16 protein-coding genes are annotated in these 15,762 nt (G+C 72.6%); 13 read left to right on the top strand and 3 right to left on the bottom strand.

What is annotated here, in order from left to right; all coding sequences use genetic code 11:
- Window positions 1-72: 72 nt before the first annotated feature.
- The 3 genes from ACFZB3_RS13915 to ACFZB3_RS13905 are packed head-to-tail and all read left to right on the top strand — an operon-like array spanning window position 73 to window position 2,360.
- On the top strand, window positions 73-426 hold the full coding sequence (locus ACFZB3_RS13915) for an HIT domain-containing protein (RefSeq protein ID WP_391374533.1): 354 nt from the start codon (window positions 73-75) through the stop codon (window positions 424-426).
- A 6-nt stretch (window positions 427-432) separates the two neighbouring features.
- A complete protein-coding gene (locus ACFZB3_RS13910) occupies window positions 433-1,347 on the top strand; it encodes a ribonuclease Z (RefSeq protein ID WP_391374531.1) in 915 nt (304 codons plus the stop codon).
- Window positions 1,348-1,367: 20 nt separating this feature from the next.
- Complete coding sequence (locus ACFZB3_RS13905) at window positions 1,368-2,360, top strand: adenosine deaminase (protein WP_391374528.1); 993 nt, start codon at window positions 1,368-1,370, stop codon at window positions 2,358-2,360.
- On the opposite strand, the gene ACFZB3_RS13900 is transcribed toward ACFZB3_RS13905, so the two are convergent.
- Both ACFZB3_RS13900 and ACFZB3_RS13895 read right to left on the bottom strand, forming a co-directional pair.
- The gene (locus ACFZB3_RS13900; RefSeq protein WP_391374525.1) at window positions 2,345-3,607 is read right to left on the bottom strand and encodes an MFS transporter; all 1,263 of its coding nucleotides are present in this window, start codon (window positions 3,605-3,607) and stop codon (window positions 2,345-2,347) included. The two genes, ACFZB3_RS13905 and ACFZB3_RS13900, sit on opposite strands and share 16 nt — an antisense overlap.
- A 332-nt stretch (window positions 3,608-3,939) precedes the next feature.
- Window positions 3,940-4,716 (bottom strand): IclR family transcriptional regulator C-terminal domain-containing protein, encoded by a 777-nt coding sequence (locus ACFZB3_RS13895; RefSeq protein WP_391374522.1) that lies wholly within the window; start codon window positions 4,714-4,716, stop codon window positions 3,940-3,942.
- 106 nt (window positions 4,717-4,822) lie between these two features.
- On the opposite strand from ACFZB3_RS13895, the gene ACFZB3_RS13890 reads away from it, so the two are divergent.
- From ACFZB3_RS13890 to ACFZB3_RS13880, 3 genes are all read left to right on the top strand, one after another.
- Entirely contained in the window at window positions 4,823-5,773 is a 951-nt protein-coding gene (locus tag ACFZB3_RS13890; RefSeq protein ID WP_391374519.1) for a 5-dehydro-4-deoxyglucarate dehydratase, read from the top strand.
- Window positions 5,770-7,059, top strand: a complete 1,290-nt coding sequence (locus tag ACFZB3_RS13885; protein ID WP_391374516.1) for an enolase C-terminal domain-like protein — start codon at window positions 5,770-5,772, stop codon at window positions 7,057-7,059. The genes ACFZB3_RS13890 and ACFZB3_RS13885 overlap by 4 nt, the downstream gene beginning before the upstream one ends.
- 95 nt (window positions 7,060-7,154) lie before the next feature.
- A complete protein-coding gene (locus ACFZB3_RS13880; RefSeq protein ID WP_391374514.1) occupies window positions 7,155-8,330 on the top strand; it encodes a PfkB family carbohydrate kinase in 1,176 nt (391 codons plus the stop codon).
- A gap of 229 nt (window positions 8,331-8,559) precedes the next feature.
- On the opposite strand, the gene ACFZB3_RS13875 is transcribed toward ACFZB3_RS13880, so the two are convergent.
- The gene (locus ACFZB3_RS13875; RefSeq protein ID WP_391374511.1) at window positions 8,560-9,249 is read right to left on the bottom strand and encodes an FAD binding domain-containing protein; all 690 of its coding nucleotides are present in this window, start codon (window positions 9,247-9,249) and stop codon (window positions 8,560-8,562) included.
- Window positions 9,250-9,504: 255 nt separating this feature from the next.
- Here ACFZB3_RS13875 and ACFZB3_RS13870 point away from each other — a divergent pair, with 255 nt between their 5' ends.
- From ACFZB3_RS13870 to ACFZB3_RS13840, 7 genes are all read left to right on the top strand, one after another.
- Window positions 9,505-10,572 (top strand): PhoH family protein, encoded by a 1,068-nt coding sequence (locus ACFZB3_RS13870; protein ID WP_391374508.1) that lies wholly within the window; start codon window positions 9,505-9,507, stop codon window positions 10,570-10,572.
- 14 nt (window positions 10,573-10,586) lie between these two features.
- A complete protein-coding gene (ybeY, locus tag ACFZB3_RS13865; RefSeq protein ID WP_181802918.1) occupies window positions 10,587-11,084 on the top strand; it encodes an rRNA maturation RNase YbeY in 498 nt (165 codons plus the stop codon).
- Between the two features lie 19 nt (window positions 11,085-11,103).
- A complete protein-coding gene (locus ACFZB3_RS13860; protein WP_391374505.1) occupies window positions 11,104-12,405 on the top strand; it encodes a CNNM domain-containing protein in 1,302 nt (433 codons plus the stop codon).
- The gene (locus tag ACFZB3_RS13855; protein WP_391374502.1) at window positions 12,402-12,761 is read left to right on the top strand and encodes an MmcQ/YjbR family DNA-binding protein; all 360 of its coding nucleotides are present in this window, start codon (window positions 12,402-12,404) and stop codon (window positions 12,759-12,761) included. Before ACFZB3_RS13860 ends, ACFZB3_RS13855 begins: the two co-directional genes overlap by 4 nt.
- Window positions 12,762-12,885: 124 nt before the next feature.
- The gene (locus tag ACFZB3_RS13850; protein WP_391374499.1) at window positions 12,886-13,236 is read left to right on the top strand and encodes a cytidine deaminase; all 351 of its coding nucleotides are present in this window, start codon (window positions 12,886-12,888) and stop codon (window positions 13,234-13,236) included.
- A 480-nt stretch (window positions 13,237-13,716) separates the two neighbouring features.
- A complete protein-coding gene (locus ACFZB3_RS13845; protein ID WP_391374497.1) occupies window positions 13,717-14,184 on the top strand; it encodes a hypothetical protein in 468 nt (155 codons plus the stop codon).
- 154 nt (window positions 14,185-14,338) lie between these two features.
- The gene (locus ACFZB3_RS13840; RefSeq protein ID WP_391374495.1) at window positions 14,339-15,673 is read left to right on the top strand and encodes a beta-xylosidase; all 1,335 of its coding nucleotides are present in this window, start codon (window positions 14,339-14,341) and stop codon (window positions 15,671-15,673) included.
- Window positions 15,674-15,762 lie beyond the last annotated feature (89 nt).

The raw sequence follows: 15,762 nt of genomic DNA, 5'->3' as shown, positions 1-15,762 counted from the left end.
ACCAGCCCCCACCGGCCCGCAGCCAAACCGACTACGATGCCCCCGGAACTGATCACCGGGCGAGGAGAAAACATGGCCGGGGAACCCCAGGACGACTGCCTGTTCTGCAAGATCGTGGCAGGCCACGTCCCGGCGACGATCGTCCGGGAGACGGACACCACCGTCGCCTTCCGGGACATCAACCCCCAGGCCCCCACCCACGTCCTGGTGATCCCCAAGGTCCACTACGGGAACGCGGCCGAACTCGCCGCGGGCGAACCCGTGATCGCCGCCGACATACTGCGCGAGGCGCAGGCCGTCGCCGACGAGGACAAGCTGGAGAGCTACCGCATCGTCTTCAACACCGGCAGCGGCGCCGGCCAGACCGTCTGGCACGCGCACGCCCACGTCCTCGGCGGCCGCGGCCTGCAGTGGCCCCCCGGATAACTCGCCGTGTCCGTACGTGAACTGGTGGTCCTCGGCACCGCCAGCCAGGTCCCCACCCGGCACCGCAACCACAACGGCTACCTGCTGCGCTGGGACGGCGAGGGCATCCTCTTCGACCCCGGCGAGGGCACCCAGCGGCAGATGCTGCGGGCCGGCGTCGCCGCCCACGACCTGAACCGGATCTGCGTCACCCACTTCCACGGCGACCACTCCCTCGGCCTCGCCGGGGTCATCCAGCGCGTCAACCTCGACCAGGTCCCGCACCCGGTCACCGCGCACTACCCGAAGTCCGGTCAGCACTTCTTCGACCGGCTCCGGTACGCCACCGCCTACCGCGAGACCGTCGGCATCACCGAGGCTCCCGTCGACGCCGACGGCGACCTCGCCGTCACCCGCTCCTACACCCTCCAGGCCCAAAAGCTCTCGCACCCCGTCGAGTCGTACGGCTACCGGCTCACCGAGCCCGACGGCCGCCGCATGCTGCCCGAACGGCTCGCCGCGCACGGCATCAGCGGCCCCGACGCCGGCCGGATCCAGCGCGAGGGCGTCCTCGGGGGCGTCACGCTCGACGAGGTCAGCGAGGTGCGCCGCGGCCAGCGGTTCGCGTTCGTGATGGACACCCGGCTGTGCGACGGGGTGTACGCCCTCGCGGAGGGCTGCGACCTGCTCGTCATCGAGTCGACCTTCCTCGACGAGGACGCCCGGCTCGCCGCGGACCACGGCCACCTGACCGCCGGCCAGGCGGCGGCCGTCGCCCGGGACGCGGGGGTACGGCACCTCGTGCTGACCCACTTCAGCCAGCGCTACTCCGACTCCGAGAACCCCGCGAGCTTCGAACGGCAGGCCCGGGCCGCCGGCTACGAGGGCGAGCTGACCGTCGCCTGCGACCTGCTCCGAGTGCCGGTTCCGAAGCGCAGGTGAAGCGGCCGTACCATGCTTTGATGCCCCTCCCCAAAGCAGAGCTGCACCTCCACATCGAAGGCACCCTGGAGCCCGAGCTGGCGTTCCGGCTGGCCGCGCGGAACGGCGTCGAGCTGCCGTACGCGGACACCGACGCGCTGCGCGAGGCGTACCGGTTCGAGGACCTGCAGTCCTTCCTGAACCTCTACTACGAGCTCATGGCCGTCCTGCGCACCGAGCAGGACTTCGAGGACCTCGCGAACGCGTATCTCGCGCGGGCCGCCGCTCAGGGCGTGCGGCACGCCGAGATCTTCTTCGACCCGCAGGCGCACCTCGCGCGGGGCGTGGCCATGGAGACGGTCGTCGAGGGCCTGTGGCGGGCGCTCGGCCGCAGCGCCGCGAACCACGGGATCTCCACCCGCCTCATCATGTGCTTCCTGCGGGACGAGTCCGCCGAGTCGGCGATGGAGACGCTGGACGCCGCGAAGCCCTACCTCGACCGGATCACCGGCATCGGGCTGGACTCCGCCGAGGTCGGCCATCCGCCGGTCAAGTTCCGCGAGGTGTACGAGGCGGCGGCCGCGCTGGGGCTGCGCCGGGTGGCCCACGCGGGTGAGGAGGGGCCGCCGGAGTACATCACCGAGGCCCTGGACGTGCTCGGCATCGAGCGCGTCGACCACGGGCTGCGCTGCCTGGAGGACCCGCGGCTGGTGGAGCGTCTGGTGCGGGAGCGGATCCCGCTGACCCTGTGCCCGCTGTCGAACGTCCGGCTGCGCGCGGTCGACGTGCTCGCCGAACACCCGCTTCCGGCCATGATCGACGCCGGGCTGCTGTGCACGGTCAACTCCGACGACCCGGCCTACTTCGGCGGCTACGTCGCCGACAACTACCACGCCGTGCGGGACGCCCTGGGCCTGACCAGGGAGCAGATGCGGGAACTGGCCCGCAACTCCTTCCTCGCGTCCTTCCTGGAGGACGACGAGGAACTGCGGGCGCGGTACCTCGCCGAGGTGGACGCCTACGAGTTCGGCTGAGTGCTCCGCCGGAAGTACCGCGATGCGCCGTCTGCCGTCCGCAGCGCCGTCGTGGCCGGTCGCGCAGTTCCCCGCGCCCCTTCGGGACGCTGCCCGACCGGGACCTCGCCGGTCGTGACGGTGGTGGTCCTGCGTCGCAGGGCCACCGCCGTCAGCGGTACCGCGACGGCCAGCAGGGCCACCGCGAGAACCGTGCCCATCGCGGGGAACCCGGCCTGCGCCGCCAGCAGGCTGCCGGTCATCGGGCCGACGGCCGTCCCCAGCGACGACGCCGACCCGACCAGCACCGCCCAGCGGCCCCGCGGGTCGAGGGCGGCGGCGAGCCCGATGACGTACGACAGGACGACCGGGTAGAGCAGGTTCCAGGCGATCTCGCCGGTCGCGAACGTCGTCAGGTCGGTCGCGGACGCGCTGAGCGCGATGCAGCCGGCGATCAGCACGGTGCCGAGACCGATGGGCAGCGCCCGGCCGAGGCGCGGACCGAGGGCGCCGGCGCCGACCACGCCGAGCAGGCCGGTGCCGAGCGCCACCGCGAACACGGCGCCGACGGTCGCCTCGCTGAGATGCGCCTGCGTCAGGCCGATCCGGCCGCTGACCCCCCACAGCGAGTTCTGCACGGCCGACCAGCACGGCATCGCGGCGGCCAGCAACAGGCCCGAGCGGAGGTGCGGGAGCCGGGAGCCGGCGCCGGTGCGGGGGAGGGCCGGGGCGGTACGGGGGGACAGGCGGGCGGTGAGCGGCCAGACCGCGAGCGCGGTGAGCGCGATCGCGGCGAGGGGCTGCGCGTGGCCGGGGCCGAGGTGCGGGACCGTCAGGTAGACGGCGCCCGCGAGCGCGGAGACGCCGAGCAGGCCGAGGGTGGTGGTGCGGTGGGGGTCCCGCTGGGCGGCGATGCCGGTGGCGGCGACGGCGGTGATCGTGCCGGAGCCGAAGCCGCCGACGGCCGCGCCGACGACGACCGCGGGGACGGCGGTCGTCAGGGCGGCCCCGCCGTAGCCGACGACGGCGAGGAGGAGGCCGAGGCGGGCGAGGGTGCGGGGGCCGACGCGGTCCACCCGGGCGGCGAGCAGGAAGCCGGCCGTCGCCGAACTCAGCAGCAGGGCACTGCCGACGGCGCCTGCCTGCGTGGCGGAGAGGGGGAGCCCCGATTCGAGCCTGCCGACGGTGGTCGGGAGGAGGTACGGGGCGAGGTACCCGGCCGTGAAGAGGGCGACGAGGGGCCAGGGGGTGGTGCGGGGGGCGGACACGGGCGTTCCCAGGGCATGCGGAAGGAGCGGCTCAAGAAAGGGGGTTGGGCGCAGGCCGTCGAGGGACAGGAACGCGCGGGGAATTTGTATCAAGTGCGGAGGGGGAGCAGAAGGGTGGGGGGTGTGATGTGGGGCACGGCGGGGTTTCGGGTGCGGGGGAGGGGGTAGCAGCGCCGCGCGTCTTGAGGTGGCGGGTGAGGGCTGGGCGGGGGGTGGGTCGCTTACCGGCGCTGGCCGGGTGCCGCTGCGCCCACCCGTGCCGCCCTGCGGCACGCCTGCCCGCAGCTGTGTTTTTTAGGGGCGCGGGGAACTGCGCGACCCGTCCCCGGCCCTCAGCGCCAGCTGACCGTGCCGCCTGTTGTCGCCGATTCGATTCTCGTGCGGGTCTCCTGCATCACCGCGACGATCTCCGCCTCGTGCTCCGGCGTGAGGCGGGCCAGCGGTACCGAGCAGCTGATCGCGTCCTGGGCCGGGGTGTCGTAGCGCAGGGCGAAGCCGTAGCCGGTGATGCCGAGGACGCCTTCCTCGCGGTCGATCGAGTAGCCGCGGGCGCGGACCCCGGCGAGGTCGGCGCGGAGGGCGTCCGGGGTGGTGCGGGTGTGGGGGGTGAGGGGCCGGTAGGGGCCCTCGGGGAGGCCGGTGTCCGGGCGTTCCGCCAGCAGGGCCTTGCCGAGGGCGCCCGCGTGGGCGGGGAGGCGGCGGCCGACCCTGCTGATCGTGCGCAGGTACTCGTGGGACTCCCGGGTCGCCAGGTACGCCACGTCCGTGCCGTCCAGGCGGCCCAGGTGGATCGTCTCGCCGAGCGCCTCCGAGGCCTCGTCGAGGTAGGGGCGTACGAGGCGGACGCGCGGGTCGGAGTCCAGGTAGCTGGTGCCGGTCAGCAGGGTGCGGATGCCGATGCCGTAGAGGGAGCCGGTGGCGTCGGTGCGCACCCAGCCCCTCGTGATCAGCGTCTGGAGGAGGGCGTACATCGAGCTGCGCGGGACGCCGAGTTCGTCCGCCAGTTCCTGGAGGCGGGCCGGGCGGTCGCCGCGGGCCGCGAGGAGTTCCAGCAGCTCCACCGTGCGCGCCGCGGACTTCACCTCGCGGACGCCTGCTGTCTCGGACATGTGCAGATCGTAGAGGGGCGGGGCGGGGTGCGCCGTTGACGGGGGTGCGTTCGCATATCTAGTCTCGGTTCTTGTACGTGGATGCTGTCTATGTATGGAGACGGAGATGAGTGGGGTGGCCGGACGGCCGGAGCAGGTGGCGCGGAGGCTGCGGGACGGGATGGTGGGCGGGGTGCTGTCGTTCCCGCTCACGTCGTTCCGCGCCGACGGGTCCCTCGACGTGGACGGGTTCCGGGCGTACGTCGCCGGACAGCTGGCCGCCGGGCCCGGCGCCCTCTTCCCGGCCTGCGGGACCGGGGAGTTCTTCTCGCTGGACGAGGAGGAGTACCGCCGGGTCGTGCGGGTGGCGGTCGAGGAGGCCGGCGGGCGGGTGCCCGTGGTCGCCGGGGTCGGGTACGGCTGGGCGCAGGCCGTCCGGTTCGCGCGCATCGCTGAGGAGGCCGGGGCGGACGCCCTGCTCGTGCTGCCGCACTACCTCGTCGCCGCCCCGCAGGACGGGCTGGTCGCCCAGGTCGAGGCGATCGCCGGCCGGACCGGGCTGCCGCTCGTCGTCTACCAGCGCGGCCAGGTCACCTACACGGCCGACTCGGTGGCGCGGATCGCCCGCGTCCCCGGCGTCATCGGCCTCAAGGACGGGCACAGCGACCTGGACCGGCTCCAGCGGCTCACCCTCGCCGCCCCGGACGGCTTCCTCTTCTTCAACGGCGCCGCCACCGCCGAGATCCAGGCCCGCGCCTATGCGACGGTCGGCGTCCCCGCGTACTCCTCCGCCGTGCACGCCTTCGCCCCGGAGATCGCCGACGCCTTCTTCGCCGCCCTCCAGGGCGGCGACCAGGGCACCGTCGACAAGCTGCTGCGCGACTTCTACGTGCCGTTCGTCGAACTGCGCGACCGGGTGCCCGGATACTCGGTGTCGCTGGTGAAGGCGGCGGCCCGGCTGCGCGGCCGGCCGGTGGGACCCGTGCGCGCCCCGCTCACCGACCCGTCCGCCGCCGACCTCGCCGAACTCCGGGACCTGCTCGGCGCCGGGCTCGACCTCGTCGGAGCGTCCCTGTGAACCTCACGATCACCGACGTCCGCCTCACCCCGGTCCTCGTCGCCGACCCGCCGCTGCTGAACACGCAGGGCGTGCACCAGCCGTACACGCCCCGGCTGATCGTGGAGGTGGAGACCGCGGGCGGGGTGGTCGGGGTCGGGGAGACCTACGGGGACACCAAGTACCTGGAGCTGGCCCGACCGTTCGCGGCGAAGCTGCGCGGGCGGCAGGCCGCCGACCTGAACGGGCTGTCCGGCCTGGCCGACGAGGTCGCCGTGGACGCGGCCCGGGTCTCGGGCCAGGCCGACGTCGGCGGGCTGCGGGGCGTGCAGACCGCCGAGAAACTGCGGCTGTCGGTCGTCTCCGGCTTCGAGGTCGCCTGCCTCGACGCCCTCGGCAAGGCGCTCGGACTGCCGGTGCACGCGCTGCTCGGCGGGAAGGTGCGCGACTCGGTCGAGTACAGCGCGTACCTCTTCTACAAATGGGCCGCGCACCCGGACGGGGTGCCGGCCGAGCCGGACGACTGGGGAGCCGCGCTCGACCCGGCCGGGGTGGTGGCACAGGCCCGCCGCTTCACCGAGCGGTACGGGTTCACCTCCTTCAAGCTCAAGGGCGGGGTCTTCCCGCCCGAGGAGGAGATCGCGGCCGTCCGCGCGCTGGCCGAGGCGTTCCCCGGGCACCCGCTGCGGCTCGACCCGAACGGCGCCTGGTCCGTCGAGACCTCGCTGAAGGTGGCGGAGGAACTCGGCGACGTCCTCGAATACCTGGAGGACCCGGCGCTCGGCACCCCGGCGATGGCCCGGGTGGCGGCGGGCACGGACGTCCCGCTCGCGACCAACATGTGCGTGACGACCTTCGGCGAGATCCCGGAGGCGTTCACGCGCGGGGCCGTGCAGGTCGTCCTCTCCGACCACCACTACTGGGGCGGACTGGTCAACACCCGGCAACTGGCCGCCGTCTGCCGGACGTTCGGCGTCGGCGTCTCCATGCACTCCAACACCCACCTCGGCATCAGCCTCGCCGCGATGACCCACGTGGCCGCGACCGTCCCCGGCCTCCACCACGCCTGCGACTCCCACTACCCCTGGCAGTCCGAGGACGTCCTCACCGAACGCCTCGCCTTCGACGGCGGCCGGATCGCCGTCTCCGACGCCCCGGGACTCGGCGTCGAACTGGACCGGGAGGAGCTGCGCCGGCTGCACCGGCGGTGGCTGGACGACGACGGCACGCTCCGCGACCGCGACGACGCGGCGGCGATGCGGGCGGCCGAGCCGGGCTGGACGGCACCGGCGGTGCCCCGCTGGTAGCGCCGCCCGATCGGGCGGTCGTACGGCGGGGGCGGCCGCCGCTCCCGTGACATGGTGCACACTGGCCGGATCCGCACCACGTCAGGGAGCGCACCGTGACCGCGTCCAACGCGTTCGCCGGAGAGGAACCGGAGTACCTCGACGACGACAGGGGAGCAACAACACCGCACTGCGCCGCGCAGGTCGACCCGCTGGCCGCCCTGCGCACGCCGGACGACCCGCCCTGGGACGTCTACCTCACCGGCACCGTCTTCCTCGACATCGTCTTCACCGGCCTCGACAGCGCCCCGGTGCGCGGCACCGAGTCCTGGGCGCGGGGCATGGGCTCCAGCCCCGGCGGCGTCGCCAACATGGCCACCGCCCTCGCCCGCCTCGGCCTGAGGACCTCCCTCGCCGCCGCCTTCGGCGACGACCACTACGGCGAGTACTGCTGGGACGCGCTCGCCCAGGGCGAGGGCATCGACCTCTCCCCGTCCCGGAAGGTGCGCGGCTGGCACTCGCCGGTCACCGTGTCCATGGCGTACGAGGGGGAGCGGACCATGGTCTCGCACGGGCACGAGCCGCCCGCCGACACGCTGTTCCGCCAGCAGAACGCACCCGGCCACCCCGCCCGTGCGCGGGCCGCCGTCGCCTCCCTCACGCCCGGCAAGCGCAACCCCTGGATCGCCAGGGCGGCCGCCGAGGGGACCCGGATCTTCGCCGACGTCGGCTGGGACGACACCGGCGCGTGGGACCTCGCGGGCCTCGCCGACCTGGAGCACTGCGAGGCGTTCCTGCCCAACGCGGAGGAGGCCCGGCGGTACACCGGCGCGGACTGCCCGCGGGCCGCGGCGCACGCCCTCACCGAGTACGTGCCCCTCGCGGTCGTCACCCTCGGCTCGGAGGGCGCCTACGCGGTCGACGGACGCACCGGCGAGTCCGCGGAGGTGCCGGCGATCGCCGTGGAGGCCCTCGACCCGACCGGCGCGGGGGACGTCTTCGTCGCGGGCTTCGTCACCGGCACACTCGCCGACTGGCCGCTCGCCGACCGCCTCGCCTTCGCGGGGCTGACCGCGGCGCTCTCCGTCCAGGAGTTCGGCGGGTCGCTGTCCGCTCCCGGCTGGTCGGAGATCGGGGCGTGGTGGCGGAAGGTGCAGTCCGTGCCGGGGCAGGATCCGGCGGCGCTGCGACGGTACGCGTTCCTGGAGGGACTGGTGCCGGAGGAGGACCAGGTGCGGCCGTGGCCACTGCGGAGGGCGGTGCCGACGATCGGGTTCGGGCGGGCGGGGTAGGGGCGGGCCGGGGGTGGGGACGCTTGCCGGCGCTTGCCGGGTGCCTCCCCCAGCCTTCGGCCGGGGGGACCCCCAGCGCCCACCCGTGCCGCCCCAGCGGCACGACTGCCCGCGGCTGGGGGGGGGAGGCGAAGGGGCGCGGCTGGGCAGCGCCCCGTCAGGGGCGCGGGGAACTGCGCGAGCAGCCCCCACCGGGCCGCGGCCGACGACGAAGCCGCACAGCCCCGGCCTACTCCCCCCGCACCCCGGCAACCTGCTGACGCACCAGCGACCGTCCCGCCTCCGACACCCCCGACAACGCCCTGGCGAACAACTCCTCCACCCCGCCCCCGTCGGCCCCCACACTCCCGCTGCTCACCACGTACCCCTCGCGTACCGCGACCCGCAGCACACCCTCCGTGTCCAGCGCCGCCGCGGCGATCGTCGGGACCTCGCCGCCCGCCGGGTCGGCCACCTTCGCGTACGCCCCCGTCACCGGCTCCCGCCAGCGCAGCGAAAGCAGCACCGGCGACTTGGCCTGCACCTCGGCCAGGTCCACCCGGTCCACCCCGTCCGCCGTGAGCACGTCGGCCCACGCGTCCAGCACGATCGCCGCCGGCAGCAGGTCCCGCAGACTCGACCCGGCGATGTTCCCGCCCACCGTCGCCGTCCGGCGCACCGCCCCCGTGCCGACGCCCTTCGCCGCCTGCCGCAGCACCGCCGGCACCCGGTCGTCCACCTGGTGGAGGAGGACCGCGCCGCCGAGCACCCCGTTCCCTATCGCCGTCGCCTCCGGTACCTTCCGCAGGGACACCGCCTGTTCGGGGAAGCCGTCCCGCTGCCAGGCGGCCCATATCAGGGTCGCTCCGCCGACGGGTATCGCCCCCTCGGCCAGACAGTCCCGGGCCTCGGACACCGACGTGGGCAGACGCAGCAGCACGGCTACCTGCTTTCTGTGCGGACAGGTGGCCCGGAGCGAGCGGACGCGGCCCCCCGACCACGTAATGGCAGTGACGGCCCGATCCTGCCCCGGCGTGCGGGAGCGCATGCAGGGCTCACGGCTGCAACGGGGGCGCCTTCCGCTGTGAAAAGCCCTACGGCGTTGTCAGCCCCGCGTCGTACGCTTGATACCGCGAGGCCGCCCTCAGCTACGCGGCCGTGACGAGGAGGAACCGCAGGCCTTAAGCGCCGGCCCATGACTCAGACACCCACAGCTCACACTCCCGCGCAGCAGCAGGCCCGAGCTCAGTTCGAGGTTCCCGCCCAGCACCCCATGGTCACCGTGCTGGGATCCGGCGACTCCCTGCTGCGCGTGATCGAGAAGGCCTTCCCGGCGGCCGACATCCACGTCCGGGGCAATGAGATCAGCGCGGTCGGCGATGCCCATGAAGTCGCCCTCATACAGCGCCTGTTCGACGAGATGATGCTGGTGCTCCGCACCGGACAGCCGATGACGGAGGACGCAGTGGAACGCTCGATCGCCATGCTGCGGGCGAGTGAGAACGGGGAGGGCCCGGAGGAGACCCCGGCCCAGGTTCTGACGCAGAACATCCTGTCCTCGCGCGGCCGCACCATCCGCCCCAAGACCCTCAACCAGAAGCGGTACGTCGACGCGATCGACAAGCACACGATCGTCTTCGGCATCGGGCCCGCGGGTACCGGCAAGACCTACCTGGCCATGGCCAAGGCGGTGCAGGCCCTGCAGTCCAAGCAGGTCAACCGCATCATCCTGACCCGGCCGGCGGTCGAGGCGGGCGAGCGGCTCGGCTTCCTGCCGGGCACGCTCTACGAGAAGATCGACCCGTACCTGCGCCCGCTGTACGACGCGCTGCACGACATGCTCGACCCGGACTCCATCCCGCGGCTGATGGCGGCCGGGACGATCGAGGTCGCGCCGCTCGCCTACATGCGCGGCCGGACGCTCAACGACGCCTTCATCATCCTCGACGAGGCCCAGAACACCTCGCCCGAGCAGATGAAGATGTTCCTCACCCGGCTCGGCTTCGAGTCGAAGATCGTGATCACCGGTGACGTGACGCAGGTCGACCTGCCGAACGGCACCAAGTCCGGTCTGCGCCAGGTGCAGGACATCCTGGACGGCGTGGACGACGTGCACTTCTCCCGGCTGACGTCCCACGATGTCGTACGGCACAAGCTGGTGGGCCGTATCGTCGACGCGTACGAGAAGTACGACAGCACGCACGGCACCGAGAACGGCGCGCACCAGGGCGGCCGCTCGAAGTCCGGGCACAAGGGGAAGTAGACAAGCACAGCGCCATGTCGATCGACGTCAACAACGAGTCCGGAACCGAGGTCGACGAGCAGGCGATCCTCGACATCGCCCGCTACGCCCTCGCGCGGATGCGCATCCACCCGCTCTCCGAGCTCTCGGTGATCGTCGTGGACGCCGACGCCATGGAGCAGCTGCACATCCAGTGGATGGACCTGCCCGGGCCGACCGATGTCATGTCCTTCCCGATGGACGAGCTGCGGCCGCCGTCGAAGGACGAGGAGGAGCCGCCGCAGGGGCTGCTCGGCGACATCGTGCTCTGCCCGGAGGTCGCGGCCAAGCAGGGGGCCGAGGCCGAGACCCAGCACTCCATGGACGAGGAGCTCCAGCTGCTCACCGTCCACGGCGTGCTGCACCTGCTCGGCTACGACCACGAGGAGCCCGACGAGAAGGCCGAGATGTTCGGCCTGCAGGCGGCCATCGTGGACGGCTGGCGTGCGGAGCAGGGCCTGACCGGCCCGTCCCCGGCGCCGACGGTCTCCTAGCCGGGCGGGTCGTCGTCGTATGAGTCCGCAGATCGTCCTCGGCGCGGTCGCGCTGGTCGTCGTCGCCTGGCTGGCCGCCTGCGCCGAGGCCGGTATCGCCCGCGTCTCCAGCTTCCGGGCGGAGGAGGCGGTGAAGTCCGGGCGGCGCGGCAGCGCCAAGCTCGCCCAGGTCGCCGCCGACCCCACCCGCTACCTCAACGTGGCGCTGCTGGTCCGTGTCGCCTGCGAGATGGCGGCCGCCGCGCTGGTCACCTACGCCTGCCTCCAGGAGATTCCGGCCACCTGGCAGGCGCTGCTCGCCGCGATCGGCGTGATGGTGCTCGTGTCGTACGTCGCCGTCGGCGTCTCCCCGCGCACCATCGGCCGCCAGCACCCGCTGAACACGGCGACGGCCGCCGCGTACGTGCTGCTGCCGCTGGCCCGCGTCATGGGCCCGATCCCGTATCTCCTCATCCTCATCGGCAACGCGCTCACCCCCGGCAAGGGCTTCAGGCGCGGCCCGTTCGCCTCCGAGGCCGAACTGCGGGCGCTGGTCGACCTCGCCGAGAAGGAGTCGCTGATCGAGGACGAGGAGCGCCGGATGGTGCACTCGGTCTTCGAGCTGAGCGACACCCTGGTCCGCGAGGTCATGGTCCCGCGCACCGACCTGGTCGTCATCGAGCGCTACAAGACCATCCGGCAGGCCCTCACCCTCGCGCTGCGCTCCGGCTTCTCGCGCATTCCGGTCACCGGGGAGAGCGAGGACGACATCGTCGGGATCGTGTACCTGAAGGACCTGGTCCGCAAGACGCACATCAGCCGGGACGCCGAGTCCGACCTGGTCTCCACCGCGATGCGGCCCGCGTTCTTCGTGCCCGACACCAAGAACGCCGGCGACCTGCTGCGCGAGATGCAGAAGGAACGCAACCACGTCGCCGTCGTCATCGACGAGTACGGCGGCACGGCCGGGATCGTCACCATCGAGGACATCCTGGAGGAGATCGTCGGCGAGATCACCGACGAGTACGACCGTGAACTCCCGCCGGTGACCGACCTCGGCGACGACCGCTACCGGGTCACCGCCCGCCTCGACATCACCGACCTCGGCGAGCTGTACGGCCTGGAGGAGTACGACGACGAGGACGTCGAGACCGTCGGCGGCCTGCTCGCGAAGGCCCTCGGCAGGGTGCCGATCGCCGGTGCCTCCGCACAGGTGGAACTCCCCGACGGCCGCAGGCTCGCCCTCACCGCGGAGTCGGCCGCCGGCCGCCGCAACAAGATCGTGACGGTGCTGGTGGAGCCGGTGCCGGTACCCGACGCCTCGGAGGACGGCCCCGAGTGACCCCGGACCAGCTCCGCGCCTTCTGCCTCTCCTTCAACGCGGCCGAGGAGGACTTCCCCTTCAACCCGGACATCTCCGTCTTCAAGGTGCTCGGCAAGATGTTCGCGCTGAGCTGGATCGACGCGAAGCCCCTCAAGGTCAACCTCAAGTGCGACCCCGACGACGCGGTGCGGCTCCGCACCGACCACGAGGGGCTGATCGCCCCCGGGTACCACATGAACAAGCGGCACTGGAACACCGTGACGGTGGACGGCGGTCTTCCCGAGCGGCTCGTGCAGGAACTGATCGAGGACTCGTACGACCTCGTCGTCGCCGGCCTGCCGAGAGCGGAGCGGCTGCGGCTGGACCGGCCGTAGCCGCTCCGCTCCCGGCCCGGGGCCCGGGGCGCGGGCGGAGTCAGACCGTCCGGAACCCCGGCTGACTCCGTCCGGCGGCGGGGGAGGAGCGGGGGCCGGTCCGGGTTGTTCGTATGCTCGGGGCATGACCGACAGCAGCGCGCTCGGCGCCGAGGACCGCAAGATCGTCACCCTGGCCCGCTCGGCCCGGGCCCGCAACGGGGTGCCCGAGGGCGCGGCCGTACGGGACTCGACGGGCCGTACGTATGTGGCGGGGACCGTGGAGCTGGCCTCGCTGAAGCTGAGCGCGCTGCGGACGGCGGTGGCGATGGCGGTGGCGTCGGGGGCGGAGTCCCTGGAGGCCGCGGCGGTGGTTTCCGGGGCCGACGGGGTTTCGGCGGAGGATCTGGCCGCGGTGCGGGATCTTGGGGGGCCGGGGACGCCGGTGCTGCTCGCGGGGGCCGACGGGGAGGTTCGGCTCACTGTCCTTGCCTGACCTGTTGCGCACCCGCCCACCCGACTCGCTCCGCCGAGAAGCGAGGACTTCTCTGACTCCGTCGGGGGAGGGGCGGGGGGTGGGGGTGGCTGAGCAGCGGGGTGTTCTTTGACTCCGTCGGGGGAGCGGCGGGGTGGGTTGACTCGGGGTGGCGGGCATGAGCGGGCGGGTGCGGCGTCGCCGTGGTTGCTCGCGCAGTTCCCCGCGCCCCTTCGGGGGCGCTGTGCTGGTCCCACCTGAAGGGGCGCGAGCAACCACGCAGCCGCAGTCGCCCTCCGGCCGCAACCGCCCCCTCCGGCCGCCCCCTCTCCGCAGTCGGCCAAATTTCAACCTTGTAGGTCTGAGTCGCTCGCGCATCAATGGGACCGTAAGTTCCGACGGACCGTCAGATTCGGCCCCGCGGTGTGTCCGCACCCACCCGGACCGGGGTCGCCATCCCCACATGGCATTCCCACGCAACGGGAAGGGAGCCCGATCCCCATGAAACGAATAGCCACCGGTGCGGCACTCGCGGCGGGGGCCCTCGCCGCAACGGCGCTGGCTTTCGCGCCCACGGCAGCCGCCGTCACCCCGACCACCGCCACCGTCACCGCCAGCTGCGGCATCTTCGGCGGCGGCTCGGCCACGCTCACCGCGACCCAGAGCGGCACGAGCGCCACCCTCACGCTCACCTCCAGCGCGATCACCACCCCGCTCGCCCTGTCGGCGAACTCCATCGCCTCCACGCTGACCATGGCCAACTCGGCCGGCAGCAACGTCGTCTTCAGCGGCACCGTGAACCCGGCCATGTCCGCCGGTTCCGCGGTCACCGTCGGTCCGCTCCCCGGCACCGTGGCCTCCGGCGACAGCCTCGACTTCTACGGCGGCTCGCTGAAGATGGTCATCTTCGGCATCACCGTCACCTGTACGTCCAGCGCCGCCCAGTCCCCCGGCCCGTTCGTGTTCTGAGCGTGCTGACGGGCTCGTTCCGGATGCCGCAGAAGCTGATGAACCGTCAGGTTTCTGCGGCATCTCCATTGACTTCTCACGCGGCCTCCACATCAATGGCCCCCTGTCGGCGCAGAGGAGCCGCTGCGCCCGCAACCCTCAGGAGGGGGCTTCCATGGGTTCACCCCCAAGATCACGAAGATCCCGACGGTGGCGCTGGATCTCACTGTTCGGGGCGACCGCGCTCGCGGTCACGGCGGGCGGTGCGCTGGCCTGCCCGGCCGGCGCCGCCGGGACGAACGTCGACTTCGCCACGCACTGCATCCCGCCCGCCGTCGCGGGCCTTCCGCCGATCGACGGCACCACCACCGCCAGCATCTCGGTGGACAACACCAGCCCGAAGGTCGGCGACACGGTCACCGTGACCTACACCGTGGTCACGCCCGCCGCCAACAACCCCACCGCCCTCGCCCTGCCGGCCGACATCATGACGCCGACGGGCAAGGTCGCGCTGGGCGGGGCGCAGACGGGTGACGTGACGGTGACCGGGCCGAAGAAGAACGATCCGGTGCCGGGGTACGGGGTCTTCCCGTCGTTCTCCATGACCGGGACGTTCACCGTCACCTCGCCGGGCGCCATCACGCTCTCGCCCAGCGACTACAACATCCACACCAGCTACATCCTGGAGCTGGACACCCCCTGCACGGTCACCAACCCGCCCGCACCGGTGTCGGAGACCGTCACGGCGACCTCGACCACTCCGGTCAACAACCGTGCCATCAGCCTGAGTTCGGCCTCCGGGAACCCCGGTGACAGCGTGACCGTCAGCGGGCAGAACTTCACTCCGGGGGCGACCGTGACCCTCGCCGGACGGTCCGGGGACACCCAGACCGCCGACACGGCGACGGCCACCGCGGGCTCCGACGGGTCCTTCAGCGCCCCGATCACCGTCAACGACAAGACGACGACCGGGATCGTGGCCTACGAGGGAAGTGCGTGGAGCAGCGACACGGGGGCGGGTCCTGCCGCCTACGTCGTCAACGACACCACGCCGATCCCCGACGGCAGCCAGAAGCTGACGACCACCGTCAAGGCGGGGACGCTGTCCATGTCCCAGGCCGGGGACTCCGTCGCGCTGTCGGCGGTCGACTTCGGGCAGGGCGGGGCCTCCACGGGCAGCCTGCAGACCGTCACCGTCAAGGACTTCCGTGGCGGGCCGGCCGGCTGGTCGCTCACCGGCAAGGTCACCGACTTCACCGGTCCCGGCGCCAAGATCGACGCCGGGAAGCTGAGCTGGACCCCGAAGTGCGCGACCAAGTCGGGCAGCCCCAGCACCTGTGCGGCCGGTTCCGCGGGCACCGTCGGCAGTTCCGGAGCGACCCTCGCGTCGACCCCGGACGCCACGCTGACCGGCGGTGAGTTCACGGTCGACGCCGGACTCTCCCTGGACGTACCGGCGTTCACGCCTCCGGGGTCGTACTCCGGAGTCCTGACCCTGACGCTCACCTGAGCCGACCACCGACCGTCGACTCAACTCCCTTGTGGCGACCGGGCTTTCGAACAGCGAAAGACCCGGTCGTCACCGGCCCGCTTCCGACC

The sequence above is a fragment of the Streptomyces sp. NPDC008092 genome (assembly GCF_042957285.1).
Classification (GTDB): domain Bacteria; phylum Actinomycetota; class Actinomycetes; order Streptomycetales; family Streptomycetaceae; genus Streptomyces.
Note: the sequence above shows the minus strand (reverse complement) of the source record. Positions and strands in the feature narration are given on the sequence as shown.